21 protein-coding genes and 1 tRNA gene are annotated in these 23,372 nt (G+C 62.3%); 12 read left to right on the top strand and 10 right to left on the bottom strand.

Annotated features, from left to right (window positions below; genetic code table 11):
* The first annotated feature begins 181 nt into the window (after nt 1–181).
* Nucleotides 182–1,276: an AI-2E family transporter gene (locus EV686_RS08785; RefSeq protein WP_132475745.1), complete on the top strand. Its 1,095-nt coding sequence runs from the start codon at nt 182–184 to the stop codon at nt 1,274–1,276.
* 66 nt (nt 1,277–1,342) lie between these two features.
* On the opposite strand, the gene EV686_RS08780 is transcribed toward EV686_RS08785, so the two are convergent.
* Nucleotides 1,343–1,717, bottom strand: coding sequence for an MAPEG family protein (locus EV686_RS08780; RefSeq protein WP_132475742.1), 375 nt, complete (start codon nt 1,715–1,717; stop codon nt 1,343–1,345).
* Between the two features lie 91 nt (nt 1,718–1,808).
* Nucleotides 1,809–2,975 (bottom strand): nucleotide sugar dehydrogenase, encoded by a 1,167-nt coding sequence (locus tag EV686_RS08775; RefSeq protein WP_132475739.1) that lies wholly within the window; start codon nt 2,973–2,975, stop codon nt 1,809–1,811.
* Nucleotides 2,976–3,168: 193 nt separating this feature from the next.
* Here EV686_RS08775 and EV686_RS08770 point away from each other — a divergent pair, with 193 nt between their 5' ends.
* Nucleotides 3,169–4,005, top strand: coding sequence for a UDP-2,3-diacylglucosamine diphosphatase (locus EV686_RS08770; RefSeq protein WP_424451368.1), 837 nt, complete (start codon nt 3,169–3,171; stop codon nt 4,003–4,005).
* On the top strand, nt 4,002–5,072 hold the full coding sequence (locus tag EV686_RS08765) for a glycosyltransferase family 4 protein (protein ID WP_132475733.1): 1,071 nt from the start codon (nt 4,002–4,004) through the stop codon (nt 5,070–5,072). Before EV686_RS08770 ends, EV686_RS08765 begins: the two co-directional genes overlap by 4 nt.
* Before the next feature lie 90 nt (nt 5,073–5,162).
* Here EV686_RS08765 and EV686_RS08760 read toward each other — a convergent pair.
* Nucleotides 5,163–5,238: transfer RNA gene (locus EV686_RS08760), tRNA-Thr, on the bottom strand.
* Nucleotides 5,239–5,311: 73 nt separating this feature from the next.
* The gene (locus EV686_RS18965; protein WP_207901719.1) at nt 5,312–7,363 is read right to left on the bottom strand and encodes a methyl-accepting chemotaxis protein; all 2,052 of its coding nucleotides are present in this window, start codon (nt 7,361–7,363) and stop codon (nt 5,312–5,314) included.
* Nucleotides 7,364–7,592: 229 nt separating this feature from the next.
* On the opposite strand from EV686_RS18965, the gene EV686_RS08750 reads away from it, so the two are divergent.
* The 3 genes from EV686_RS08750 to EV686_RS08740 all read left to right on the top strand — a co-directional run bounded on the left by EV686_RS08750 (nt 7,593) and on the right by EV686_RS08740 (nt 9,091).
* Nucleotides 7,593–8,066: a TM2 domain-containing protein gene (locus tag EV686_RS08750; RefSeq protein ID WP_132475730.1), complete on the top strand. Its 474-nt coding sequence runs from the start codon at nt 7,593–7,595 to the stop codon at nt 8,064–8,066.
* A 15-nt stretch (nt 8,067–8,081) separates the two neighbouring features.
* Nucleotides 8,082–8,816: a lipoyl protein ligase domain-containing protein gene (locus EV686_RS08745; RefSeq protein WP_132475727.1), complete on the top strand. Its 735-nt coding sequence runs from the start codon at nt 8,082–8,084 to the stop codon at nt 8,814–8,816.
* A 77-nt stretch (nt 8,817–8,893) separates the two neighbouring features.
* The gene (locus EV686_RS08740; RefSeq protein ID WP_132475724.1) at nt 8,894–9,091 is read left to right on the top strand and encodes a ribbon-helix-helix protein, CopG family; all 198 of its coding nucleotides are present in this window, start codon (nt 8,894–8,896) and stop codon (nt 9,089–9,091) included.
* Between the two features lie 28 nt (nt 9,092–9,119).
* Here the strand turns inward: EV686_RS08740 and EV686_RS08735 are convergent, their stop codons facing one another.
* Nucleotides 9,120–10,775 carry a SulP family inorganic anion transporter gene (locus EV686_RS08735; protein ID WP_132475721.1) on the bottom strand — a complete coding sequence of 552 codons (1,656 nt, stop codon included), beginning with the start codon at nt 10,773–10,775 and terminating at the stop codon, nt 9,120–9,122.
* 148 nt (nt 10,776–10,923) lie between these two features.
* On the opposite strand from EV686_RS08735, the gene panD reads away from it, so the two are divergent.
* Nucleotides 10,924–11,340 (top strand): aspartate 1-decarboxylase, encoded by a 417-nt coding sequence (gene panD / locus EV686_RS08730; RefSeq protein WP_132475718.1) that lies wholly within the window; start codon nt 10,924–10,926, stop codon nt 11,338–11,340.
* Nucleotides 11,341–11,498: 158 nt separating this feature from the next.
* On the opposite strand, the gene EV686_RS08725 is transcribed toward panD, so the two are convergent.
* Both EV686_RS08725 and EV686_RS08720 read right to left on the bottom strand, forming a co-directional pair.
* A complete protein-coding gene (locus EV686_RS08725; protein ID WP_132475715.1) occupies nt 11,499–13,775 on the bottom strand; it encodes a nitric-oxide reductase large subunit in 2,277 nt (758 codons plus the stop codon).
* Nucleotides 13,768–14,322, bottom strand: a complete 555-nt coding sequence (locus EV686_RS08720) for a hemerythrin domain-containing protein (RefSeq protein WP_132475712.1) — start codon at nt 14,320–14,322, stop codon at nt 13,768–13,770. The genes EV686_RS08725 and EV686_RS08720 overlap by 8 nt, the downstream gene beginning before the upstream one ends.
* Before the next feature lie 165 nt (nt 14,323–14,487).
* On the opposite strand from EV686_RS08720, the gene norR reads away from it, so the two are divergent.
* Nucleotides 14,488–16,038, top strand: coding sequence for a nitric oxide reductase transcriptional regulator NorR (gene norR, locus EV686_RS08715; protein ID WP_132475709.1), 1,551 nt, complete (start codon nt 14,488–14,490; stop codon nt 16,036–16,038).
* 62 nt (nt 16,039–16,100) lie between these two features.
* On the opposite strand, the gene EV686_RS08710 is transcribed toward norR, so the two are convergent.
* The gene (locus EV686_RS08710) at nt 16,101–16,451 is read right to left on the bottom strand and encodes a tautomerase family protein (RefSeq protein WP_132475706.1); all 351 of its coding nucleotides are present in this window, start codon (nt 16,449–16,451) and stop codon (nt 16,101–16,103) included.
* Nucleotides 16,452–16,711: 260 nt separating this feature from the next.
* On the opposite strand from EV686_RS08710, the gene EV686_RS08705 reads away from it, so the two are divergent.
* The 3 genes from EV686_RS08705 to EV686_RS08695 all read left to right on the top strand — a co-directional run bounded on the left by EV686_RS08705 (nt 16,712) and on the right by EV686_RS08695 (nt 20,434).
* Nucleotides 16,712–18,628, top strand: coding sequence for an ABC transporter ATP-binding protein/permease (locus tag EV686_RS08705; protein ID WP_132475703.1), 1,917 nt, complete (start codon nt 16,712–16,714; stop codon nt 18,626–18,628).
* Between the two features lie 159 nt (nt 18,629–18,787).
* On the top strand, nt 18,788–19,174 hold the full coding sequence (locus tag EV686_RS08700) for a SirB2 family protein (protein WP_132475700.1): 387 nt from the start codon (nt 18,788–18,790) through the stop codon (nt 19,172–19,174).
* Between the two features lie 90 nt (nt 19,175–19,264).
* Nucleotides 19,265–20,434 (top strand): DUF3734 domain-containing protein, encoded by a 1,170-nt coding sequence (locus EV686_RS08695; protein WP_132475697.1) that lies wholly within the window; start codon nt 19,265–19,267, stop codon nt 20,432–20,434.
* A gap of 35 nt (nt 20,435–20,469) precedes the next feature.
* Here the strand turns inward: EV686_RS08695 and EV686_RS08690 are convergent, their stop codons facing one another.
* Complete coding sequence (locus tag EV686_RS08690) at nt 20,470–21,405, bottom strand: DMT family transporter (RefSeq protein ID WP_132475694.1); 936 nt, start codon at nt 21,403–21,405, stop codon at nt 20,470–20,472.
* 222 nt (nt 21,406–21,627) lie between these two features.
* On the bottom strand, nt 21,628–21,837 hold the full coding sequence (locus EV686_RS08685; protein WP_132475691.1) for a cold-shock protein: 210 nt from the start codon (nt 21,835–21,837) through the stop codon (nt 21,628–21,630).
* 288 nt (nt 21,838–22,125) lie between these two features.
* Here EV686_RS08685 and EV686_RS08680 point away from each other — a divergent pair, with 288 nt between their 5' ends.
* The gene (locus EV686_RS08680) at nt 22,126–23,340 is read left to right on the top strand and encodes an MFS transporter (protein ID WP_165972554.1); all 1,215 of its coding nucleotides are present in this window, start codon (nt 22,126–22,128) and stop codon (nt 23,338–23,340) included.
* Nucleotides 23,341–23,372: the final 32 nt, after the last annotated feature.

The following is a 23,372-nucleotide window of genomic DNA, read 5'->3' as shown; positions in this document are numbered from 1 at the left end:
CAAGAGAAACTTGCCACCCATCGAAGGAAAATGTCACGCGGGAAACCGCGTTGCTCCACATGCTTTGGCATAGAATGGCGGCACAAGGCGATTTTGAAGAACCCGGGCCCAAAGGCCAGGGCTTCTCCGCCATCTGCGGCATTGCCGGTTCCACCGGCCCGCTTTTTATCCCGGAGCACGGATGGAAACCAACCGTCTTTATTTCCGCACATTCATACTGCTGCTGACATTGGTCAGCCTTGCCTTCATCTGGCTGCTGCAGCCCTACCTCAGCGCCATTTTCTGGGGCGCCATCCTGGCTGTCATTTTCATGCCCCTGCACAAAAGGCTGCTGGCGCGCATGCCGAAACATCCGAACCTCGCCGCCCTGATATCCCTGGCGATGTGTATCCTCGTCGTCATTCTTCCCCTCACCCTGATCACCGGCGCACTGGTCCAGGAAGGCGCCACGCTGTATCGCCGCATTTCCTCCGGCGAGCTGAACCTGGCCGCCTACTTCGGGCAAGTCGTGGACGCCCTGCCTCCCATCGTTCACCAGACTCTGAGCGACTTCGGCATTCTCGACCTGGGCAGCCTGCGCGAAAAGCTGTCCGCCGGCGTCATGCAAGGCAGCCAGTTCCTGGCCACCCAGGCCTTCAACTTCGGCCAGAATACCTTCGGCTTTCTCGTCGGCCTGGGCGTCATGCTGTATCTGCTGTTCTTCCTGTTCCGGGACGGCCCCCAACTGGCCGACAAATGCAGGCAACTGATCCCTCTCAGCGAAAAGCACCAGCACCACCTGTTTCGCAAGTTCACGACCGTCGTGCGCGCCACGGTCAAGGGCAATATCGTGGTCGCGGCCACGCAGGGTGCGCTCGGGGGGCTGATCTTCTGGATCCTCGGCATCCAGGGCGTCCTGCTCTGGGGCGTGCTGATGGCCTTCCTGTCGCTGCTGCCCGCCGTCGGGGCGGCGCTGATCTGGTTTCCCGTCGCCATCTATTTCCTGGTATCGGGCAATATCGTGCAGGGCATCGTCCTGATCCTCTACGGCGTGCTGGTGATCGGCCTGGTGGACAATGTTCTGCGCCCCATTCTCGTCGGCAAGGATACGAAGCTTCCCGACTATCTCGTGCTGATTTCCACGCTGGGAGGCCTGGTCATGTTCGGTCTCAATGGCTTCGTCATCGGGCCGCTGATCGCCGCGCTCTTCGTCTCCTGCTGGGATCTGTTTCCGTCGGCGATCCATATGTCGCGCAACGGAAACCAGGTGCAGAAAAGCAACAACAGCCGGCTGTAGGCCTTCCCGAAAATATGAGGCGCGCGCATCCCGGATGCGTGCGCCTCGCCATCGCTCCCGCTCCAGCTACAGCCCGGCAAACAGAATTCCTATGTTCAGCGCCAGCGCAACGCCCCACAGCAGGGAACGCACGGTTCCCCTGCCTGCGACATAGGCGCCGATATACAGCAGCCTGACAAGAATCCACGCCACCATCCAGGGCGCAATCACCGCAGGCTCCACGCCGCGCCAGAGCGCAAACAACGCAGCCGCATAGAAAAAAGGCAGGCCCTCGAAGAGGTTTTGCTGCGCAGCATTAGCCCTGCTGCGCCAGCCCTGGAGCTGCTGCAGCCATGCCCTGGGCTGATTGTTGTCAAATCCCTTGCCGCCCGCCTTGGCGGCAATCGCCGCGACATAGGGAAGAAGCGTCGCCAGCAGCAACAGCCAGGCTATCGTATTCATGGCATTCTCCTCTGGGGTGGCCTGCGCCCATTTTACGGCGTGTCAACCACCGGACGCCCTGAAACTGCAGCGCCTGCCTGTACCGACAGGGCTAATCCTGGCCGAACAGGTCCCGCGTATAGACTTTTTCGCGCACGTCCGCCAATTCCGGGGAGCGGCGGTTTGCGATGATGACATCGCTCCGGGCCTTGAAGACATCCAGATCGCGAACGACGCGGGAACGGAAGAATGTCTCATCCTTCAGCACCGGCTCGTACACGATGACTTCGATACCTTTGGCCTTGATGCGCTTCATGACCCCCTGGATGGCGGATTCGCGGAAATTGTCGGACCCCGCCTTCATGACCAGCCGGTAAATGCCCACCACTCCGGGATTGCGCCGCAGGATGGAAGCCGCGATGAAATCCTTGCGCGTGCTGTTGGCCTCGACGATTGCGTGGATCAGATTGCTGGGCACTTTGTCGTAGTTGGCCAGCAGTTGGCGCGTATCCTTGGGCAGGCAATACCCGCCGTAGCCGAACGAAGGATTGTTGTAGTGATCGCCGATCCTCGGATCCAGCCCCACGCCCCGGATGATCTGCAGGGTATCCAGCCCGCGCAGTTCGGCAAAGCTGTCCAGCTCATTGAAATAGGCGACACGCATGGCCAGGTAGGTATTCGCGAACAGCTTGATCGCCTCCGCCTCGGTCGAACCCGTGAACAGCATGGGCACCTGATCGCGCAACGCACCCTCCCGCAACAATTCCGCAAACCGTTTTCCGCGCTCCGAATCATCCCCCACGACGATGCGCGACGGATAGAGGTTGTCGTGCAGCGCCCGACCCTCCCGGAGAAACTCTGGCGAAAAGAACACGCGGTCCGTACCCAGTCTCTGGCGCAATTGTTGCGTATAGCCAACGGGAACTGTGGATTTGACGACAATCGTGGCTTCGGGATTGAGACGGAAGGCCTCGCTTGCCACGGCATCGATGCTGCGGGTATCGAAGCCGTTCGTCTTCTCGTCGTAGTTTGTCGGCGTCGCGACAATGATGTACTCAGCCCCCTCGTACGCCTGAGCCGCATCCAGCGTGGCCCGCAACTGAAGTCCGCCCTGGTCCATCGCCTGCTGCATCTCCGGATCCTCCACCGGACATTGCCCTGCATTGATCAGGGCGACGCGGTCCGCCACGATATCCAGCGCCACGACCCGATGCCGCCTGGCCAGCAGCACCGCATTCGACAAGCCAACGTATCCTGTGCCGACCACCGCTATCTTCATGGACTGCTTCCCTCGGAACGCCCCATCTGCCGGGCAATGCCGCCAGCCTATGGAATCCGCATGACAGCGCAATGACCACGCGCCAGTGCGCAAGGCATTCCGGTTCGCCCCTGGCACGCGCCGCATGACGCTGCAATCTTTCTGCCACACAAACATCATGGAACAGTCATGCAGCCGTGGCTTAATGCCGGTCATGCAAATGCCGAGATCGAATCCCAGTTCCCCGTCCAGTCATTCCGTCACGCGCTACCGCGCCATATGGATATCGGACTTTCACCTTGGCACCGCCGGCTGCAAAGCCGAGCAACTGCTGGACTTCCTCAAGCGCCACGATGCGGACACCATTTATCTGGTCGGCGACATCGTCGACGGCTGGCGGCTGCGCAAGCGCTGGACCTGGCCGCAGTCGCACAACGATGTCGTGCAGAAGCTGCTCTACAAAGTGCGCAAAGGCACCCGCGTCGTGTATGTTCCCGGCAACCACGACGAATTCGCCCGCCAGTACAAGAATCATGTCTTCGGCGGCATCGAGGTCTGCCTGGAAACGGAGCACACCACGGCGGACGGCAAACGCTTGTGGATCACGCACGGCGACCAGTTCGACGGCGTCATCCAGTACGCCAAATGGCTGGCCTATCTGGGCGACCAGCTCTACACGCTGGTTCTGGCCCTGAACCACTGGCTCAACCGCCTGCGCAACCGCCTGGGCATGCGCTACTGGTCACTTTCCCAGTACCTGAAATACAAGGTAAAGGACGCGGTCGCCTTCATCACCGCCTTCGAACAGGTCCTGATCAACGAAGCCCGCCGCAAGGGATACGACGGCGTCGTATGCGGGCACATACACAAAGCGGAGCTGCGCGAAGTGGACGGCATCCTGTACTGCAACGATGGCGACTGGGTCGAAAGCCTGACCGCCTTGGTGGAACGCAGCGACGGCAGCCTGGCTATCGTGGACTGGGCGGTCTCGGATACGATCGTCCCCATCCGGCCCGCCAGCCAGCAGGACAAAGGAAAACAGGCCGCATGAGAATCCTGATCGTCACGGATGCCTGGGATCCGCAGATCAACGGCGTGGTATTCACGCTGAAGCAGACGCGCCGGGAGCTGGCCCGCATGGGGCACCTTGTGGAAATCCTGCATCCGGGGATGTTCAGGACCATCCCTTGCCCCTCTTATCGTGAGATCCGCCTGTCATTGTTGCCTGGCGGCAGGATGGCAAGCCTGATCAATGCCTTCCGTCCAGATGCGCTGCATATCGCCACCGAAGGGCCTCTGGGGCTCGCCGCCAGGCGCTATGCCCTGAAACACGGCATGCCGTTCACCACGGCTTATCACACCAGGTTTCCGGAATACATCCATGCCCGGACGCGGCTGCCGCACTTCGTCAGCTATCGCTGGCTGCGCTGGTTCCATGGGCCTGCGGTCCGCACCATGGTTCCTACCCGCAGCGTCAGGAACGACCTGATCGAAAATGGCTTCGACGCATCGCGCATCGTCATATGGGCGCGCGGCGTGGACTTGTCCGTCTTCCATCCGCGGGCCGGGGACGAACTCACGGATGCGTTCCGGACCAGGCAGCGTCCGGTCTTTCTCTATGCGGGGCGTATCGCCGTCGAGAAGAACCTGCCGGCTTTCCTGGCCCTGGACCTGCCCGGCGAAAAATACGTCGTCGGCGACGGTCCCGCCCTGGCCAGGCTGAAGCGACAGTTTCCCGACGTCCGCTTCACAGGCGCGCAGTCGCATTCCGTGCTGGCGTCGCTGTACCGCATGGCGGATGTATTCGTCTTTCCCAGCCGGACCGACACCTTCGGCCTGGTACTGCTGGAAGCCATGGCATGCGGATGCCCGGTCGCCGCGCTGCCGTCGGAAGCGACGGCGGACATACTGAGAGGCTCCGGCGCGGGCGTCATATCGTCCGGCCTGCGCGACGCGTGCCTGCAGGCGCTGGAAATAGATCGCGGCATACCCTCCGCGCATGCGGCCGGCTTTTCCTGGGAGGCTGCCAGCCGGACATTCCTCCGGCATCTGCAACCCATGGGAGGTGGCGCAGCGATAATGCGGCACGCGGACGGAAAGCCCGCTCTTCGACAATGAGGCGAGGGAGCGAAAACGCACGCTTTCACACATTCCGCACGCACCAAGCAAAAACGCCAGCCCATGGCAAGGCTGGCGTTTTGAATACTGTGGTGCCGATGAGAGGAGTCGAACCTCCGACCTTCGCATTACGAATGCGCTGCTCTACCAACTGAGCTACATCGGCACTATCGGCGCCCGGACTTCCTTTTCTGCTTTAAAGCCAGGCTCGAGATAAGCCAAATATTGTACGCAGAAATTCAGCTTTGCGCAAGCAGCATGGGAGAGGAACGGGAATGCTGGATGTCCTCCCGCACCTGCGCCTCTTCATGCATCCTGAATACGGCAATGGCGCTGGCCAGATGGCTCGCCTGCGCCTGGAGCGACCCCGCCGCGGCGGCGGCCTGCTCCACCAGGGCGGCATTCTGCTGAGTGACGATATCCATCTGCGCCACGGCTTCGTTGACCTGTCCGATTCCGCTGGACTGCTCTTCGGAGGCCGCGGCGATTTCCTTCATCAGGGATGTGACCCTCTGCACGGACGCCAGCAGTTCCTGCATGGCCGTCCCGGCTCCCGCCACTTCTTCCGAGCCTGTCCGTATCTGCACCAGCGAGGCCTCGATCAGGGACTTGATTTCCTTGGCCGCCTCGCCGCTGCGCTGCGCCAGCGACCGCACCTCGGCGGCAACGACGGCGAAGCCCTTGCCCTGTTCTCCCGCCCGCGCGGCCTCCACGGCCGCGTTCAGCGCCAGGATATTGGTCTGGAACGCAATGCCTTCGATGACGCCCACGATTTCACCGATCTTGCCTGAGCTGCCGGATATCTGCTGCATGGACTGCACAACCTTGGCCACGACCTGCTCGCCCCGGCCCGCCGCCGCCGAAGCATCCACGGCAAGCGCGCTGGCCTGCCTGGCATGGTCGGTATTCTGCTTGACTGTGACGGACAGCTCTTCCATGCTGGCCGCGGTTTCCTGCAGGGAGGCAGCCTGCTGCTCGGTACGGCTGGAAAGATCGGTATTCCCGGCGGCAATCTGCGAAGCCCCGACATTGATCTCGTCCACGCTGCTGCGGACCGCTGCAATGGTTTCCTTCAGATTGTCGCGCGTGCGCCGGAGGTTGCCCAGCAGCGCATGCACTTCGCTGCGGGTGCGTTCGGGAACGGCCGCCACATCTATCGTCAGGTCGCCTTCGCCAAGCCGCGTCATGCCTTCGATTACCTTGCGCACCGGCCTGAGCGTCACCGAGGCCAGCCAGCCGGCCATCAGCGAGACCAGCAATGCGCCAAGCAGGATCAGCAGCGCCTGCACATACACTTGCTGCCTGCTGTTTGCGAGGAAAGCCTCCTGATCGCCCGTGGCGTACATCAGCCAGTCCCAGTTGGGAACGGCGGCCCAGGCGACGAAACGGTCGCTCGCGGGCTCACCCATCGGCAAGCCGGCGAAGCCGCTTTGTTCCCGGAACAACGTCTCCAGGGCGGCCACGTCCTGCGCCGGCATATCCCGCCTGAGGGTGGAGCCTGCCGTGCGATTGCGTCCCGCTACGCGCACCCAGTCCTTGCCGTCGGCGCTGCGCTGCAGCACCCCCAGGATGCCATGATCCGCGACTGTGGCGTTGTTGATCCAGCGGAACAGCTCTTCCACTTCGCGGTGCACATCCACACGCGCCGACAGGCCGCCATAAACCTTGCCATCGCTTCCCTTGAGCGGCTCCACGCTGATGGCGTACCAGCGCCCATTGCGCTGCAGCAAGCCGCTGTACGGCTCCCCGGCATCCAACGCGCGCGCAAGCACATCCGTGGGTTCCAGTTCGCTGCCATGGCGGATATTGCCCTGCGCATCGCGCAGCAACGTCGCCGCGCGGACCCAGCGGTTTCCTGACCGGACCAGTACGGCCGGATCCGCTCCCGTGTTTTCGTGCACGCGCAGCAGGACGGAGTGGTCGCCGTTGACAATCTGGCCGTCCGCCACCAGCAGAGGAACACCCTGCCCGGGCTCCGCGCCCTCGTCCAGTTCGGGAATGCCGCCAAGTTCCCGCTTGATGACAGGCAGGATGGCGAGACTGCGTTCTTTGGCGCTGTTGAAGACCAGTTGCAGCGACTCGTTCGTGCTGTCCAGCGCCGCCGTCAGTTCGCGCTGTATGTTGTCGACCGCGGCCTTGTACCCCTGCCATGCCGCAACGGCGATGACCGCCCCCATGACCAGAACGGTCACCGTCGTGGTTGCCAGAAACATCCGCACCGCCAGCGACTGACGGGCCCACCACCCCCTGCTTCCCGATTCAATATCGGAGACATTGGTACGCATACGCATGATCTCTCCAGTAACAATCTATTTTTATCTCTTACCGGATGATTTACGGCCGCGCGCCTCCCCTCTTTACCGCAAATACGGCGAATCACGGGATATCCCTAGGGCCTGCCGGCGCCGCGGAAACCCGCTTGCGGCGGGCCCGGGCCCGCCTCGCGTGCCCCCCCTCGGCCAATTCATTTACACTGCGGATTATCCCGTGTCCCGCCATCCGCCCAAGGAACACACTCACATGCTGCAAAAACTCGTCATTGCGATCACAATCTTTCTGGTGATCCTGCTTGCGCTGACGTTTGGCGAAAGCGTCGCCCGCCATGCGCTGGAGTGGTTCCAATACCTGACCGGCATCGTCATTCACAATTTCTCGGATATCTACAACGCCATCACCGGCTATGTCTCGCAACATACCGGCAAGGTGCTGCTCGCCCTGGCGCTGACGGTTCCCATCACGATCTGGGTCATCCGCAACAAGGATGTCGAACAGACCCACAACCGCCGGAAAATCGCCATCGTGCTGGCGATTTTCCTGGGCTGGCTCGGCGCCCACCGCTTCTACCTGGGCCAGGTGGGCCGCGGGCTGCTGTACCTGCTGCTGTTCTATTTCTTTCCTCCCATCCTCGTCATCCTGCTGTCGCTCATCGACGCGGTCCGCTACTGGTTCATGGGCGACGACGTCTTCCAGGCTCCCAGCCAGATCAAGCTGTAGCCGGGGCGGCACCGCATGCAAGTCGTCCGGCGATCCCGCCACGAAAGGCATGACAGCCGCGCGGACGAGTGGCTGATGCGTCACGCGGCCGACCATGGCCCCATTGCCGCGCTGTGGCATGCCCGCCAGGGGCTGGTGGTGCCCAGGACATATCAGCGGCACGCAACGTTTCCCGATGCCTGCGAGGCCCTTGCCGAAAGCGGCTGGCCGGTCAGTGTGCGCCAGTCCGGCGGAGGCATCGTGCCCCAGGGCCGGGGCATACTGAACCTGAGCCTGTGCTATCCGCACGCCGGCCTGCCCATGGATCACTCGGAAACCGCCTACCAGCGCATTTGCGAGATCATCCGGACGGCCCTGTCCGATCTTGGCATCGCAGCTTCGGCCCAGGCGGTCCAGGGCTCGTTCTGCGACGGGCGCTACAACCTCGCCGTCGGCCGGCGCGACCAGGCGCGGAAAATCGTGGGTACGGCCCAGCTCTGGCGACGCATGCCCGGCGGGCGGGAAGGCAGCCCGGCCACCCAGGTCGTGCTCGCGCATGCAGTCATACTGGCCGCCGTGGACTGCGAACTCCTGACGGAACGAATCAATCGGTTCGAAGCCCTGCTCGGTACCGGCGTCGTCTATCGCCCGGATCGCATTGCTTCCCTGCACACGCTGGCGCCTTCTCCCGCCGACCCGGATGCCTGGATGAGTCGCATGGAAGACACCCTGGCCCGCCAGCTGGCCTCCTGGCCGAAAGCAATGGACTAGCCTCCGAATTCATGCCCGCCCGCAGCCTGCCCGCAAGGTCCATTACAATACGATGATCATCCTGTTGATAGACGGCCATGGAACAGAAGACTGCCAGACTTACCATTCTGATCGACCCGGAAAAAAAGAAAGCGCTGGAGCAGCTTTGCGCCTCGCAGGACATCACCACGTCGCAGGTCGTGCGCCAGCTGATCCGCGATTACCTGCGCCAGCATGGCGTCAATTATGGCAGCGGCACGGCCACCGGCAACCCCAAGGTGCGTACGCCCGAATAAGCGCCGAAGCCGCCCCTCTGCAAACCGCCTATGCCTGCCCGCCGCCGATTTCCTCGGCCCTGCGGAAAGCCTCCAGCACCGTAGCGCAGACGTTCTTCCTTCCCAGCCTATCGGTCAGGCCCATCTTGCGCATCTTGCGCAGCACACGCCCATTAGGCTCGGAAATCAGCACTTGGACGCGATTGCGCTGCGCCCGCGCTATCACGTCCTCCAGCGCCTGCAGCCCCGTCGCATCCACATAGGGAACATAGCGCAGCCGGATCAGCAGGATACGCACGTCTTCGTGCGAGTCGTGCAAGGCGCGCTCGACGATGTCGGCCGCACCGAAGAAAAACGGTCCTTCCACCGTATAGACCCGCATGCCATCGGGCAGTCCGCGGATGCCGTCATGGGCGAACTCCCGCATCAATTCCTGGGGATCCTGCAGGCGGACCTGCACGCTTTCGGCCATGCGGCGCAGAAAATGCAGCATGGCCATGACAACGCCGATATTGACCGCCACGACCAGATCCGTAAACACGGTCAGCAGGAACGTCGCCAGCAGGATGACCACGTCCGAGCGCGGCGCCTTCTTCAGCATCCCCACGACATGCCGGGCATCGCTCATGTTCCAGGCCACCACGAACAATATCGCAGCCAGTGTCGCCAACGGAATATTGGAGGCCAGCGGCGCGAGCACCAGCAGGATCAGCACCAGCACCAGGGCATGGACGATACCGGCCAGGGGGCTGGTGCCGCCGTTGCGGATATTGGTTGCCGTGCGCGCAATGGCGCCCGTTGCGGCGAATCCGCCGAACAAAGGAGCGGCGACATTGGCGATGCCTTGCCCGATAAGCTCCTGGTTCGAGTGATGCCGCGTACCCGCCATGCGGTCGGCCACCACGGCCGACAACAAAGACTCGATGGCTCCCAGCATGGCAATGGCGAACGCGGGACCGATCAGTTCCACCAGACGCGACAGGGTGAAGTCCGGCACATGGAACGACGGCAGGCCGCGCGGAATTTCGCCGAATGTGCTGCCTATGGTGGCCACGGTGGAAAACCCGGCGATGGACTGCAGCAGCGTGGCCGCGACCAAGGCGGCCAACGGGCCGGGAATGCGGGCCAGCCACTTGATGCGCGGCGCATAGACGACCAGCGCCAGGGACATGAAGCCGAAGAATGCGGTTGCGGGATCCAGTTGCGGCATGCTCTGCAGCAGCGCCCACAGCTTCTGGTGGAAATGCCCGCCGCCCGAGTCCGGCAAGCCGAGAAAGTACTGCCACTGCCCGACCCAGATGATGACGCCGATCCCCGCCGTGAACCCCATGATGACGGGCGCGGGAATGAACTTGATGACGGCACCCATGCGACTGATGCCCAGCAGCAGCAGGATGACGCCGGCCATGATGGTGGCGATCTGCAATCCGTCCACGCCGTGGCGGGCGACGATATCGGCCAGGATGACAATGAACGCCCCCGTGGGCCCGGCGATCTGCAGGCGGCTTCCACCGAATACGGAGACTGCGATGCCGGCCACGATCGCCGTGTAGATGCCCTGTTCCGGCTTGACGCCGGAGGCAATCGCAAAGGCCATGGCCAGAGGCAGCGCCACCACGCCGACAATGACGCCCGAAATAATGTTGGGCAACCAGTGGCGCCGGGACAGCAGTCCGGCGCGATAGGCTTCCAGGAAAGCAAACATGGCGACTCTTCGCAAGGGGTTTCCCGCTCCAAGGACAGGAGTGGAGTATGCTTATTTCATTATAATTGCATTCACATTATATGCAGCACCCTGCCCGACAGTCTGCCGCTTTCCCACTACAATAATGCTTTTTCTGGCAGGACGACACGTGAGAAAGGTTGTACGAGGCAAGCTGCACGGCATTCGCGTTACGGGCGCCGACCTGAACTACCACGGCTCCATCACCCTGGACCCGGACCATTGCGAAGCCGCCGGCATACTGCCGCTGGAATTCGTGGACATATGGAACAAGCATTCGGGCGCGCGCATCAGCACCTACGTCATTTACGGCGAGCGCGGCTCGCGCTGCTGCATCCTGAACGGCGCGGCGGCGCGCACATGCCAGAAAGGCGATGAGGTCATCATCTGCAATTCCGCCTATATTCAGGAAAACGAACTGGGAACGTTCGCTCCCGTCGTGCTGACCTTCCATGAAGACAACTCGGTAGCGGAAACACTGTCCTATCGCGTTTCCCATGATGAGCAGGGCCGGCCAACGTTCGCAATCGTCCCGCTCGATGCCTGAAGCCTGAGGGCGGGCGCAGGCGGAAATCATCAAGAGCATAAAAACAGGGGCGTCACCTTAAAAAGTGACGCCCCTGTTTCATTGATGGCAGGCAAGGTCTGCACCATTGCCCTCCAAGCCGTTGCGATGGCGCCAGCCGCAGCCGGCGCCACATTTCATCAGGCGTGAGCCTTGGCGGGAACGGCTGCCGGCTGGCTGCCGCCCAGGCCGAACAGGCCGCGCACGACTTCCCACACCCAGGCCAGCGCACCGGCGATGAACACTACGTCGCCGAAGGTACGGACCCAGCGCAAGGTCTGCAGGAAGTCCTGCTGCAGGAACTCTTCGCTACGCGCATACCACAGACCTTCGCTGACGCTTGCATGGAACTGGAACAGGCCGATAGGCAGCAGGCTGGTGAAGATCATGAGCGCCAGACCGCCATTGAGCATCCAGAAGCCAAACTTCATGCGGCTATGACTGACGCTGAAGTTCGGACGGATATAGCGCAGCACCAGCAGCGCGAAGCCGAGAGCCAGGAAGCCATAGACACCGAACAAGGCGGCGTGCGCATGCACAGGCGTCGTGTTCAGGCCCTGGATGAAGTACAGGGAGATGGGGGGGTTGATCATGAAGCCGAAGACACCAGCGCCCAGCATGTTCCAGAATGCCACGCTTACGAAGCAGATGACTGGCCAGTGAACGGCTTTCATCCAGGGGGCGCGCTCCTTCAGGCGGTAGTTTTCCCAGGCTTCATAACCAAGCACGATCAGAGGGACGACTTCCAGCGCGCTGAAGGTGGCGCCAATAGCCATGATCGGCGTTGTCGTGCCTGAAAAATACAGGTGGTGCAGCGTTCCCGGCACACCGCCCAGCATGAAGAGCGAAGCCGAAGCCAGCGCGGCAGCCGTTGCGCCACGATAGGAAACCAGGCCCATGCTGGAGAACAGGAATGCCAGCGCTGTGGTTGCGAACACTTCGAAGAAGCCTTCAACCCACAGGTGAACCACCCACCAGCGCCAATATTCCATGACACTGATGTGCGTGCGTTCGCCATAGAACAGGCCGGAACCGTAGAACAGGCCAACGGCAATGACGGAAAAGCTCAGAAGCGCCAGCAAGTTCTTGTCACCGCCTTTCTGACGCAGCGCAGGCACAACACCGCGCAGCATCAAGCCCAGCCAGATCAGCAGACCGGCAAGTTTCACCCATTGCCAGAAGCGGCCCAGATCGATGTATTCATAGCCCTGATGGCCAAACCAGAAGTTGAGCTCAGGCGGCAGGATATGCGCGATAGCCAGATAGTTGCCGGCGAACGAACCGACCACCAGTATCAGCAGCGCGTAAAACAGAACGTCCACGCCAAGTTTCTGGAACTTTGGATCCTTGCCGCCATTGAGGATAGGCACAAAAAACAGGCCGAACGCCAGAAAGCCTGTCGCAATCCAGAACAATGCCGCCTGGATGTGCCAGGTACGCAGCAACGAGTACGGGAACCAGTCGGACAAAGGAATGCCGTAGAAACTCTGGCCTTCGAGCGTGTAGTGAGCGGTCACGCCGCCGAGCATGATCTGCACCGTGAACAGTGCGACCACGATAAACAGGTACTTGCCCAGCGCCTTTTGCGAGGCTGTCAGGCTGAATCCGGCCAAAGGATCCTTGGCAGGCACTTGGGGCTCAGGCTCTTCCTTGTGCAGGAACGACCAGCCCCAGACCAGAAGGCCGATACCAGCAAGCAGCACGATGACGCTGACAATGGACCACACGACGTTTTCCGCCGTAGGGACATTATCGATCAGCGGCTCATGCGGCCAGTTGTTCGTATACGTAGCCGCCATGTTGGGGCGCTCGGTCGATGCGGCCCATGCCGTCCAGAAGAAGAACTGTGTCAGAAGTTCGCGACGTTCTGCGCTGGGCAGAGTGTCTTCCTTCATGGCGAAGTTTTCGCGCGAGGACTTCAGCTCGGGATCGCTGCCGTACAGCTTTTTGTAGTAGGAAGCCGTCTGCTCCATAGCCTTTGCACGACGCTCGGACACGACCATGGTGTCGCGCGCAGTATCGTAGGTGTTGGCACGGTACTCCTGCTTCAGCTGATCCCTGAGATCGGCTTTTCTACCTGCGGGAAGCGCATCATAAGCAACACCGTCTTCTTCCTGCGCGGCCAGATCAAGCCAGGCCAGCAGTTCGCGGTGCAGCCAGTCGGCGGTCCAGTCGGGCGCCTGGTAGGCGCCGTGCCCCCAGATCGAGCCGACCTGCATGCCGCCCGTGCTCTGCCAGGCGGTCTGACCATCAAGGATGGAATCCTTGGTCATCAGCACCTGGCCCGACGCAGTTACGACCTGACCAGGAATGGGCGGGGCTTGTCGATATATCTCGACCCCCGCCCATCCCAGTACGCCGAACGTGATCCCCAGAGTGAGGATCAGCGTCCACCATAGTTTTTTATAACTACCCATAATGCGCTCCTTCTACGGCATTGGTGGCTTTGGAAAACAGCACATCATTTTCCAGTTGGATATGCTGCATGAGATCGTTGCGGAATTCGGTAAGCCCGGCATAGAGCGTGCTCCATGTACCACAGGCATCGGACGGCACATGGAGGTTGCGCGTGATGTCCTGGACATCGGCCAGCGCCTCGCCATGCTGCTCGTGCTCGAAGCGCATGACCGAGATCGGCCCCTGCGCCTGCGCGAACGCGCCGCGCATCAAGAGCGGGAACAGCACCTGTTCCTCTTTCATCATGTGGCTTTCGAGCGACTGCTGAATGTCTTCCAGGCTGTCGGCCAGACCTGCAGGGCAGTCGGGATGCCCCGCATGCGCGCGCTCCACCTTGCGCGCCAGATAGATGAGCTCCGGCAACTGCACCCGATGGCGCTCGTGATAGCGCGCCAATATATGGCGTATGAGATCCGCAACCGGCAGGCGCGTGTAATCGACGCGCTGCTCACCGCCTGCTTGATCATCCAACGCTCCCGGGCCGGTCTCTGGCTGGATCAGGGTCATAATGATGTGTCCTTTCTATGGTCTGAAGCCTCACTCCCTTAAAGCAAATACCGTGCCAGATTGAATCACCCATTTCTTTTGATCCAAATCAGAAAAATCGCGCAGAAACGGTAAATTTCACCCTTCATGTTTGGGTAAATTAAACCGTTAGGGTAATATTCACCCATGAGAGAACTTCTACTGACGGACCTGGTCGCGGACCTTCCCAACGCGGTGCGCCTGCAACGCGCCGTCCACACCATCAAGGAACAATTCCGCTGCGATGCCGTCGGCCTGCTGCACCTGGACGGCGACAGCCTGCGGCTCGTCGCCGCCACGGGGCTGGCCCACGAAGCGCTGGGACGGCATTTCACCGTGGCGCACCATCCGCGCTTCTCCACGATTCTTTCCCGGCGCGAGCCCACCTGGTTCGAGCCCGGCAGCATCCTTCCCGATCCCTACGACGGGCTGCTGGAGGACCAGCGGGAACACTCGCTGCACGTACACGACTGCCTGGGTGCCAGCCTGTACGTCGAGGGCAGGCTATGGGGGGTGCTGACGCTCGACGCCCAGGAAATCGGCGCCTTCGACGACAATACGATCCAGGAACTGCAGCATTACATCCAGATCCTGCAGGCCTCCATACGCGTCACCATGCTGGAGCGCGAGAACCGGAATCTGCGCCAGCTCAGCAGCAACGCCATGCAGACGTCGGTCAACAGCAGCGAAAACGAGATCATCGGAGGCAGCGATGTCCTGCGCCAGCTGCTCGACGAGCTCGACGTCATTGCCACCTCCGACCTGCCCATCCTGCTGCTCGGCGAAACCGGGGTGGGCAAGGAGCTGTTCGCGCGCCGCATCCACAAGCGCTCCAATCGCAGCCACAAGCCCATGGTGCACGTCAATTGCGCGGCGCTGCCGGAATCGCTGGCGGAAAGCGAGCTGTTCGGCCATGTGAAAGGCGCCTTCTCAGGCGCCACCACCGACAGGCCGGGCAGGTTCGAGGCCGCACAGGGCGGAACGCTTTTCCTGGACGAGGTCGGGGAGCTGCCGCTGAACGTGCAGGCCAAGCTGCTGCGCGCCCTGCAGAATGGGGAGGTCCAGCGTCTCGGCACTGATCATGCCATCAAGACCGACGTGCGCATCATCGCCGCCACCAACCGCGACCTGAAGGCCTATACCCAGGCGGGCGACTTCAGGGCGGACCTCTACCATCGGCTGTCGGTCTATCCTGTGCACATACCGCCGCTGCGCGAGCGCGGCCACGACATCCTGATGCTGGCGGGGCATTTCCTGGAATTCACGCGCTCGCGCCTGGGACTGCGCGGCATACGGCTGTCGAGCGAAGCCGAGCAGGCGCTGATGGCCTATCCCTGGCCCGGCAATGTGCGCGAACTGGAGCACGTCATCAGCCGCGCCGCGCTGAAACTGCTCAGCAGCGGCCTGGCCCGCGACCAGATAATGACAATCCATCCCGAACCGCTGGACCTGGATCTCGAATTCAGGCAGAAGCAGCCCGCCGCCCAGCCGACAACGGCGCGCACCATGGCGACGAATCCGAAGCCCGGCGCGCCATTGCCGACGCTGCGCGAAGCCGTGGAACAGACCCAGGCCGGGCTGGTGCGCCGCGCCCTGGCCGCCACCGACGGCCACTGGGCCAACGCCGCACGGTTGCTGGGCCTGGATCCCAGCAACCTGCACAAGCTGGCGAAGAAGCTGGGCGTCAAGACGAAGTGAAGCTTGCCATCCAGGCCGGACGAGCCGAGTCCGCGCCTGGACGGCCCCTGCAGCGCCCGGACTCAGGCGGGGAAATGCCCCATGTCCTCGCGCCTGAAGTCGCAAAGCCGTACCTTGACGTCTCCCAGCGCGATGCCCGTCGCCGCCACGGCCGCCTGCTTCAGGGCATTGACCAGCCCGGCCTTCTTCGTGTCGTCGCGCCCCTCGATCAGGTCGACCTGGTACATGAGCATGGGGACTTCAGTCCTGCCCGCGATGAGATAGCGCTCCTGCGGGTACTCGTTCAGCAGCACCCGGACGTTCTCCACGGGCGCCTGAAGGCTGGATACCACAGCCTCGCTGGCCGAGACGATGAGCTGGCGCTTCTGTTCGGCGGAATACGACTGGCTGGCGGAAATGGTGACGTAAGGCATGTCGGGAAATTCTCCAATGACAGATAATGTTTTGCTTTCTCGGCCGCATGCCGCGGCGCGGCGACCTGCGCCAGGGAATCATATCTGAATTCTGCGCCTTGCAAGCCATCGGGCATACAGGCAGGGTATCCGGCGGCATACTTCCTTCCTATCCGCGGGCCGCTGCGCGTAAACTAACGCCTTCGTGATCCGCCCGGCAGCATCGCATCATTGCCGGGCAATCACCCGGACAATGACAATACCGCCGAAACGGAGAACGCATGGACTGGAACGCGGAACTGGTCAACAGCGCCTGGTGGCTGCTCAAGGCCTATCTCGTCACGCTCGTCATTTTCTTCATCAGCCTGTTCCTGCTGGCGCGCTCCACCGTATGGGGCCGCCAGTTCTGGGCGCTGACGGGCGGTTATTTTTCTCCGAAGCGCAGCTGGAAACCCATCCTGGGCCTGTGCGTCATCCTGCTGCTGACGCTGTTCGCCGTGCGCATGGATGTGCTGTTTTCCATGTGGTACAACACTATGTACACCTCGCTGCAGAACCTGGACGAAGCCACGTTCTGGTTCGCGATGTGGCTGTTCGCCATCCTGGCCAGCATCCACGTGATACGGGCGCTGATCGACTTCTACATCCAGCAAAGCTTCATCATCCACTGGCGCAAATGGCTGAACGAACACCTGCTGTCGCGCTGGCTGGACAACCAGGCCTATTTCCGCACCCAGTATCTCGAAAAAGGCATAGACAACCCGGACCAGCGCATCCAGCAGGACGTCACCTTGTTCGCCGAGTCCTCGTTGAGCCTTTCCATGGGCGTCATCAACGCGATCGTATCCACCATCGCCTATACGCTGATCCTCTGGGGTCTTTCCGGCCCGCTGGCATTGCTCGGCATCGAGATCCCGAGGGGCATGGTATTCATGGTCTTCGCCTACGTGCTGATCGCCACGGTATTCGCCATACGCATCGGCCGTCCTCTGATCCTGCTGAACTTCCTGAACGAACGCTTCAACGCCGACTACCGCTATGCGCTGGTCAGGCTGCGGGAGTATGCGGAAAGCATTGCCTTCTATGCCGGGGAAAAGGTCGAGGGCGCCCTGCTGCGCAGCCGCTTCGCCCAGGTCATCGGCAACGCCTGGGCCATCGTGCGCCGCTCGCTGCAATTCCTGGGCTTCAACTTCGTCGTTTCCCAGACCGCCGCAGTCTTTCCCTTCATCATCCAGGCTCAGCGCTTCTTTTCCAAGCAGATCAGCCTGGGAGACCTGGTGCAGACATCGCAGGCCTTCGGCAGGCTGCAGGAAAACCTGTCGTTCTTCCGTACCGCCTACGATCAATTCGCCTCTTACCGCGCCACCCTGGATCGCCTGAGCGGCTTCACCTCCGCCATCGAACAGGCGCACCGCCTGCCCGCGCCCGCCATCCGCGCAGACGGCACGCGGCTGGCGCTGGAGAACCTTTCGCTGTCGACACCGGCAGGGCAAGTCCTGCTGCGCGACCTCAGCCTGGAAGTGGCGCCCGGCAAGCCTCTGTTGATCCGGGGACCGTCGGGCAGCGGCAAGACCACGCTGCTGCGCGCCATCGCGGGACTCTGGCCCTATAGTGAAGGCGCCATCGTCCGCCCCGCGCACGGCACGCTGTTCCTTTCCCAGAAGCCTTACATCCCGCTGGGAACGCTGCGCGATGCGCTGTACTATCCGGACAGCCCCGGCCGGGAAGCCATCGACAACCCGGACCCGAAAGGCTACCGCCAGAGCCGCGCCGCCAGCGACTCCTCGGCCTTGAAGAACCTGGACGGCCTGCTGTCCGCGGCGCATGCCCTGAACGCGCCGCCAGCCTCATCCGCCACCGATGAAACCGCCGTCAAGGCGCTTCAGGATGTGCAACTGGGACATCTGGCCTCCCGCCTGGACGAAACCGCTGACTGGGGCCGCATCCTTTCCCTGGGCGAACAGCAGCGCCTGGCCTTCGGACGCCTGCTTCTGGCTAAGCCCGTGGCGGCATTCCTGGACGAGGCCACGTCCGCCATGGACGAAGGACTGGAGGACGCCATGTACCGCCTGGTGCGACAGCAACTGCCCGAGATGATGCTGGTCAGCGTCGGTCACCGCAACACACTGTTCGCCCATCACCCCGCGCATCTCGTGCTGGCAGGCAAGGGATCGGGAAAATGGGAAATCCATGACTGAAACAGGCTTATCGCGTACAAACCCTCCGGCGTCCCGCTATACTTGATGATCGCGTCGGCGCCGGATGGCCCCGGCAGCCGCAACGGCTGCGCATCCTGCATCGCCGGATGTCCGCCGCATGCATACCCGCCCACTTGCCTCCATTCGCACAAACGCATCATGTTCAGCTACTACCTTCCCATCAAGCATCTCCACATGACTGCGGCCGGGCTCAGCCTGCTGCTCTTCGTCATCCGCGCCTACTGGTCCGTCACCAGCTCTCCCGCCCTGCAGCACAAGCTGGTCCGGGTTTTGCCCCATGTCGTCGATTCCATTCTGCTGCTCTGTGGCGTCATACTCGCCACTCTGCTTGGAGAGGCCGCGAACCAGCCCTGGCTGCTGCTCAAGATCGTGCTTCTCATCGCCTATATCATGGTCGGCAGCTTTGCCATCAAGCGCGGGCGCACTGCAACCAGCCGCGGCATTGCCGCGCTCATTGCGATCGCCATCTTCGTCTACATCATCGGCATTGCACTGAAGCGCTCGCCGCTGTCCTGGTTCTTCTGATCCGCCGGCGCTCATTTCGCACAGGCGCGATCGCGCCCGCGCCGCGCTTTCCGCTACACTGTCCATAGTCAACCACGACAGGCGCAGCGCATGACATTCTCACTGCCTCCCTACGAGTCCATTGCCCTGGTATTCCAGGGCGGAGGCGCACTGGGCGCCTATCAGGCAGGCGTCTTCGAAGGCCTGCATGAAGCGGGCATCCATCCCGGCACGATCTCCGGCATTTCCATCGGCGCGCTGAACACCGCCGTCATCGCGGGCAATCCGCCCGAAACCCGGGTGACCCGCCTGAAAGAGTTCTGGGAAACCATCTGCCAGCCGCCCGTTGGCCCGATGATGGATGCCTTCATCGAGCAATCCATGTTCAACATCAACGATGCCACGCGCCAGATGATCAGCGCCTGGCATGCGGGCAGCGCCCTCATGGGCGGCCGGAACGGCTTCTTCCATCCCCGCTTCCCGCCTCCCAGCCTGGTCGGCCAGGGAGACCCCGCGGAAACCAGTTTCTACGACATACGGCCGCTGAAGGACACGCTGGAGCGGCTGTGCGACTTCGACCGCATCAATGCAGGAGAGCTGCAGGTTTCCGTCGGCGCCGTCAACGTAAGTAGCGGCAATTTCACCTACTTCGACAACCGGCGCATCCCGCTGCGGGCCGAGCACTTCATGGCGTCGGGCGCCCTGCCGCCCGCCTTTCCCGCCGTGGAGATCGACGGAGAATATTTCTGGGACGGCGGCCTGGTGTCCAACACTCCGCTCTCTTATGTGCTGGAAGAACGTCCCCAGCGCGATACGCTGGTCTTCCAGGTGGATCTATGGAGCGCCCGCGGACGAGTGCCCGCCAGCATGACGGAAGTCGCCGACCGCATCAAGGAAATCCGCTATTCCAGCCGCACCCGCATGGTCACCGAGCAGATGCGCTGGACGCAATACAGGCGCCATCTGCTGCGGCACATTCTGGACGCCGTTCCGGACGAAGTGCGCCGCAGCGACGCCTACTGCCAGATGGCGGAGGAACTGGCCTGCGCCAAGCGCTACAACGTCATCCATCTCATCTACCGGAACAAGCCGTACGAACGCAACTACAAGGATTTCCAGTTCGGGCTTGCCAGCATGCGCGACCACTGGAACAGCGGACTGGAAGACATCCGCGCCACGCTGCAGGATCCCGCGCGCCTGGCCATGCCGGACAATACATCGGGCTTCGTCACCCATGACGTGCATCGCGAACATCTGGAACAGATGATGCAGCGCCGCTGACCCGCATCAGGATGCCGCGGCCGGAGCCCGGAAGGTCAGCTGCGGCGACCCAGCACGAGAATGCCCGCCAGCACAATGGCCGTCCCGACGAGCTGGAGCACCGTGATCGGCTCGCCCAGCAACCATGCAGCCAGGAACAGCACAGAAACCGGGCCGATCATGCCCAGTTGCGCGACCAGCGGCGCACCTATCCGCGCCACGCCCCACATCGTCAGGAATACCGGCAGCACGGTCTGCAGGACCGCGTGCACCAGCGACAGCTGGTAGACCTCAGGCGCCTGCCGCAATCCCTCCCACGAATGCACCGCAAAGAAATGGATCAGGGTGACAATGGAAGACACCGTCATGGCATACGCCACCAGCCGCGTGGAACCTATGCGCTTGAGCAACTCCCCCGATGAGATCAGGTAAAAGGCATACGTCAGCGCCGCCGCCAGCACGAATGCCGACCCCAGCATGACGTCGTCGCCACCGAACGACAGGTCATGCACGAACACCAGGACCACCCCGGTATAGGAAAGCGCCAGCGCGAACCACTGCCTCCTTCCGATGGGCCGCTTCAACCAGATGGCCGTGATCAGCAGCACGAAAGTGGGCGACAGAAACAGGATCAGGCGCTCGAGGCCGGCGGTAATGTATTGCAGGCCCAGGAAATCCAGATAGCTGGACAGGTAATAGCCCAGGAATCCCAGAAACGCCACCCGCAGGGAGTCTTTCAGGCCGAGCCTCGGCAGCCTTCCCTTGTGCGCGGCCCACGCCTGCCATGCGCCGATCGCGATGAAAAACGGCGCCGACAGCATCATGCGAAAGCCGATTACCGTCAGCGCATCGACGCCATAGCGATAGGTCAGCTTGGCCACGACGGCTTTGGAGGAAAACAGGATGGCGCCGACGACGGCCAGACCGAAACCCGTCCAGAAACGCTGCCCTGTCGTCGGGCCGGAAGGCGGTCGGGCGGATGCGCTGCTCATGGCGGTGATGAAATCCCGGATATGTCAGGTGTCGGTCTCAAAATACAGCCGGCCTGTTGCGGCAGGCCGGCTGTTCCGGCTGATTATAGAGACTGTATCCGCCCCGTACCATAGCGGGCGGCCTGTTCCGGCCGCAGAAAAAGAAAAGGCCGGTCCCGATGTTTCATCGGTCCGGCCTCGACTAAGCTCGCGCCTGTCTACTCGAACAGAGTAGACAAACCCTTAGATAACTTGAATTTGCGTGGCGCAAGGGCCTTTTTGGCCGGTTCCGGCTACGAACGAAACACGCTGGTTCTCTTCGAGAGTCTTGTGTCCGGAGCCCTGGATTTCAGTGTAGTGAGCGAAGAGATCCTTCCCGCCAAGCTCCGGCATGATAAAGCCGAAGCCTTTCTCGTTATTGAACCACTTCACTATACCTGTTTCTGTTTTCAATGTAAGTCCTAAATTTACCAGGGAAAAATATCCCTGCGTCCACTATGGCCGCTTAAAGGGAATAAAGATAGGACTGTTTCAAAGTAACACATCTCATCCTGCGTCCGGACCGCTGGCGGCGGCGACACGCGGATGCGCGGCTGTCATGCCGACTGCCTCGCGATACACTATGGCAGGTTTTTGTGCCACGCTGGAAAACGCCATGCCTTTTTTCTGTCCCAGACCGGTCGTCTTCGATGCCCCCATGTCCCGGCGCCGTGCGCTGCGGACCGACTCGAGGGAGCCCGCATGAGCTCTGCGTCCGCGCGCAGCACCCCGGCCGCCACCGCTTCCAGCCAGATCCCTCCCGGCCTTTTCCTGGCCCTGATGCTGTCGGGCTACGCCAGCATGGCGTCCATGCGGATCTGCGACACACTGCTAGGCCCGCTGGCCCGGGAGTTCGATACCTCCACCGCGCAGACGGCTGCCGTCGTGTCGGGCTTCGCCATCGCCTACGGCCTGATGCAGTTGATCTACGGCCCCGCCGCCGAACGCTGGGGCAAGCTGCGCATGATTCTGCTCGTTCTCGTCGGCTGCATGATCAGCGCCATCTGGGGCGCGCTGGCGCCGAGCCTGGAGAGCCTGATCGCCAGCCGCTTCATGGCCGGTGGAATGGCCGCGGGCATCATCCCCCTGACGCTGGCCTGGGTCGGCGACAACACCCCCTACGAACAGCGGCAGGCCACGCTGGCCCAACTGCTGGGCGCCACCATCATCGGCATGATGACCGGCCAGTGGATTGGCGGCATCGTGTCCGAAACCTGGCACTGGCGCGTCAATTTCGTGATCATCGCCGTACTGTTCGCCGCCGCGGCCCTGCTGCTGGCCCATAATCTGCGGCGCCAGCCCCGCTTCCAGCCTGCGGGGCAGGCCCGCATGCGCGACTACATCACGGGCGCTCGCACCATCCTGTCCAGCCGCTGGGCCCAGATCCTGTTCATCGTCGCCTTCCTCGAAGGCGCCATGGTCTTCAGCGCGCTAGCCTTCATGCCCTTGCACCTGCAGACATATCACGGCATTTCGGTTTCGGCCTCCGGCGCCATGGTTACCCTGTATGGAGTCGGCGGACTGATCTACAGCCGCACTGCCCGCCAGCTGCTGCGGCGCCTGGGAGAGCCCGGCCTGGCGCGCCTCGGAGGCGCCATCATGCTGATAGGCCTTGCCATGGCCCTGGCCCCCCGCTGGCCCTGGGCGCTGCCCGCCTGCGCCCTGTTCGGCCTGGGCTTCTACTGCCTGCACGGCACGCTGCAGGCCAACGCCACTCAGATTTCCGAGCATCAGCGCGCCATCGCCGTTTCGCTGTATGCCAGCCTGCTGTTCCTGGGCCAATCTTTCGGCGTCGCCCTGGGCGCGGAACTGGTGAATGCAACGTCGACGCTGCCGCTGATGGCGGGCTGCGGGGCTGGACTCGTCGTGCTCGGCTGGGCGTTTGCACGCAGCTTGCGGCGGCATGCCGGACTGTGAGTCACTCCCCGCCTGAAATCGGCCATGGGTCT

Source organism: Paracandidimonas soli (assembly GCF_004342005.1).
Classification (GTDB): Bacteria; Pseudomonadota; Gammaproteobacteria; order Burkholderiales; family Burkholderiaceae_B; genus Paracandidimonas; species Paracandidimonas soli.
This window is presented reverse-complemented; position numbering and strand designations above follow the sequence as displayed.

What these genes read in the sequence shown, in the direction of transcription:
- EV686_RS08785 (WP_132475745.1), top strand. Translation starts at nt 182, where the DNA reads ATGGAAACCAACCGTCTTTATTTCCGCACATTCATACTGCTGCTGACA.
- EV686_RS08780 (WP_132475742.1), bottom strand. Translation starts at nt 1,717, where the DNA reads ATGAATACGATAGCCTGGCTGTTGCTGCTGGCGACGCTTCTTCCCTAT.
- EV686_RS08775 (WP_132475739.1), bottom strand. Translation starts at nt 2,975, where the DNA reads ATGAAGATAGCGGTGGTCGGCACAGGATACGTTGGCTTGTCGAATGCG.
- EV686_RS08770 (WP_424451368.1), top strand. Translation starts at nt 3,169, where the DNA reads ATGCAAATGCCGAGATCGAATCCCAGTTCCCCGTCCAGTCATTCCGTC.
- EV686_RS08765 (WP_132475733.1), top strand. Translation starts at nt 4,002, where the DNA reads ATGAGAATCCTGATCGTCACGGATGCCTGGGATCCGCAGATCAACGGC.
- EV686_RS18965 (WP_207901719.1), bottom strand. Translation starts at nt 7,363, where the DNA reads ATGCGTATGCGTACCAATGTCTCCGATATTGAATCGGGAAGCAGGGGG.
- EV686_RS08750 (WP_132475730.1), top strand. Translation starts at nt 7,593, where the DNA reads ATGCTGCAAAAACTCGTCATTGCGATCACAATCTTTCTGGTGATCCTG.
- EV686_RS08745 (WP_132475727.1), top strand. Translation starts at nt 8,082, where the DNA reads ATGCAAGTCGTCCGGCGATCCCGCCACGAAAGGCATGACAGCCGCGCG.
- EV686_RS08740 (WP_132475724.1), top strand. Translation starts at nt 8,894, where the DNA reads ATGGAACAGAAGACTGCCAGACTTACCATTCTGATCGACCCGGAAAAA.
- EV686_RS08735 (WP_132475721.1), bottom strand. Translation starts at nt 10,775, where the DNA reads ATGTTTGCTTTCCTGGAAGCCTATCGCGCCGGACTGCTGTCCCGGCGC.
- EV686_RS08725 (WP_132475715.1), bottom strand. Translation starts at nt 13,775, where the DNA reads ATGGGTAGTTATAAAAAACTATGGTGGACGCTGATCCTCACTCTGGGG.
- EV686_RS08720 (WP_132475712.1), bottom strand. Translation starts at nt 14,322, where the DNA reads ATGACCCTGATCCAGCCAGAGACCGGCCCGGGAGCGTTGGATGATCAA.
- norR (WP_132475709.1), top strand. Translation starts at nt 14,488, where the DNA reads ATGAGAGAACTTCTACTGACGGACCTGGTCGCGGACCTTCCCAACGCG.
- EV686_RS08710 (WP_132475706.1), bottom strand. Translation starts at nt 16,451, where the DNA reads ATGCCTTACGTCACCATTTCCGCCAGCCAGTCGTATTCCGCCGAACAG.
- EV686_RS08705 (WP_132475703.1), top strand. Translation starts at nt 16,712, where the DNA reads ATGGACTGGAACGCGGAACTGGTCAACAGCGCCTGGTGGCTGCTCAAG.
- EV686_RS08700 (WP_132475700.1), top strand. Translation starts at nt 18,788, where the DNA reads ATGTTCAGCTACTACCTTCCCATCAAGCATCTCCACATGACTGCGGCC.
- EV686_RS08695 (WP_132475697.1), top strand. Translation starts at nt 19,265, where the DNA reads ATGACATTCTCACTGCCTCCCTACGAGTCCATTGCCCTGGTATTCCAG.
- EV686_RS08690 (WP_132475694.1), bottom strand. Translation starts at nt 21,405, where the DNA reads ATGAGCAGCGCATCCGCCCGACCGCCTTCCGGCCCGACGACAGGGCAG.
- EV686_RS08680 (WP_165972554.1), top strand. Translation starts at nt 22,126, where the DNA reads ATGAGCTCTGCGTCCGCGCGCAGCACCCCGGCCGCCACCGCTTCCAGC.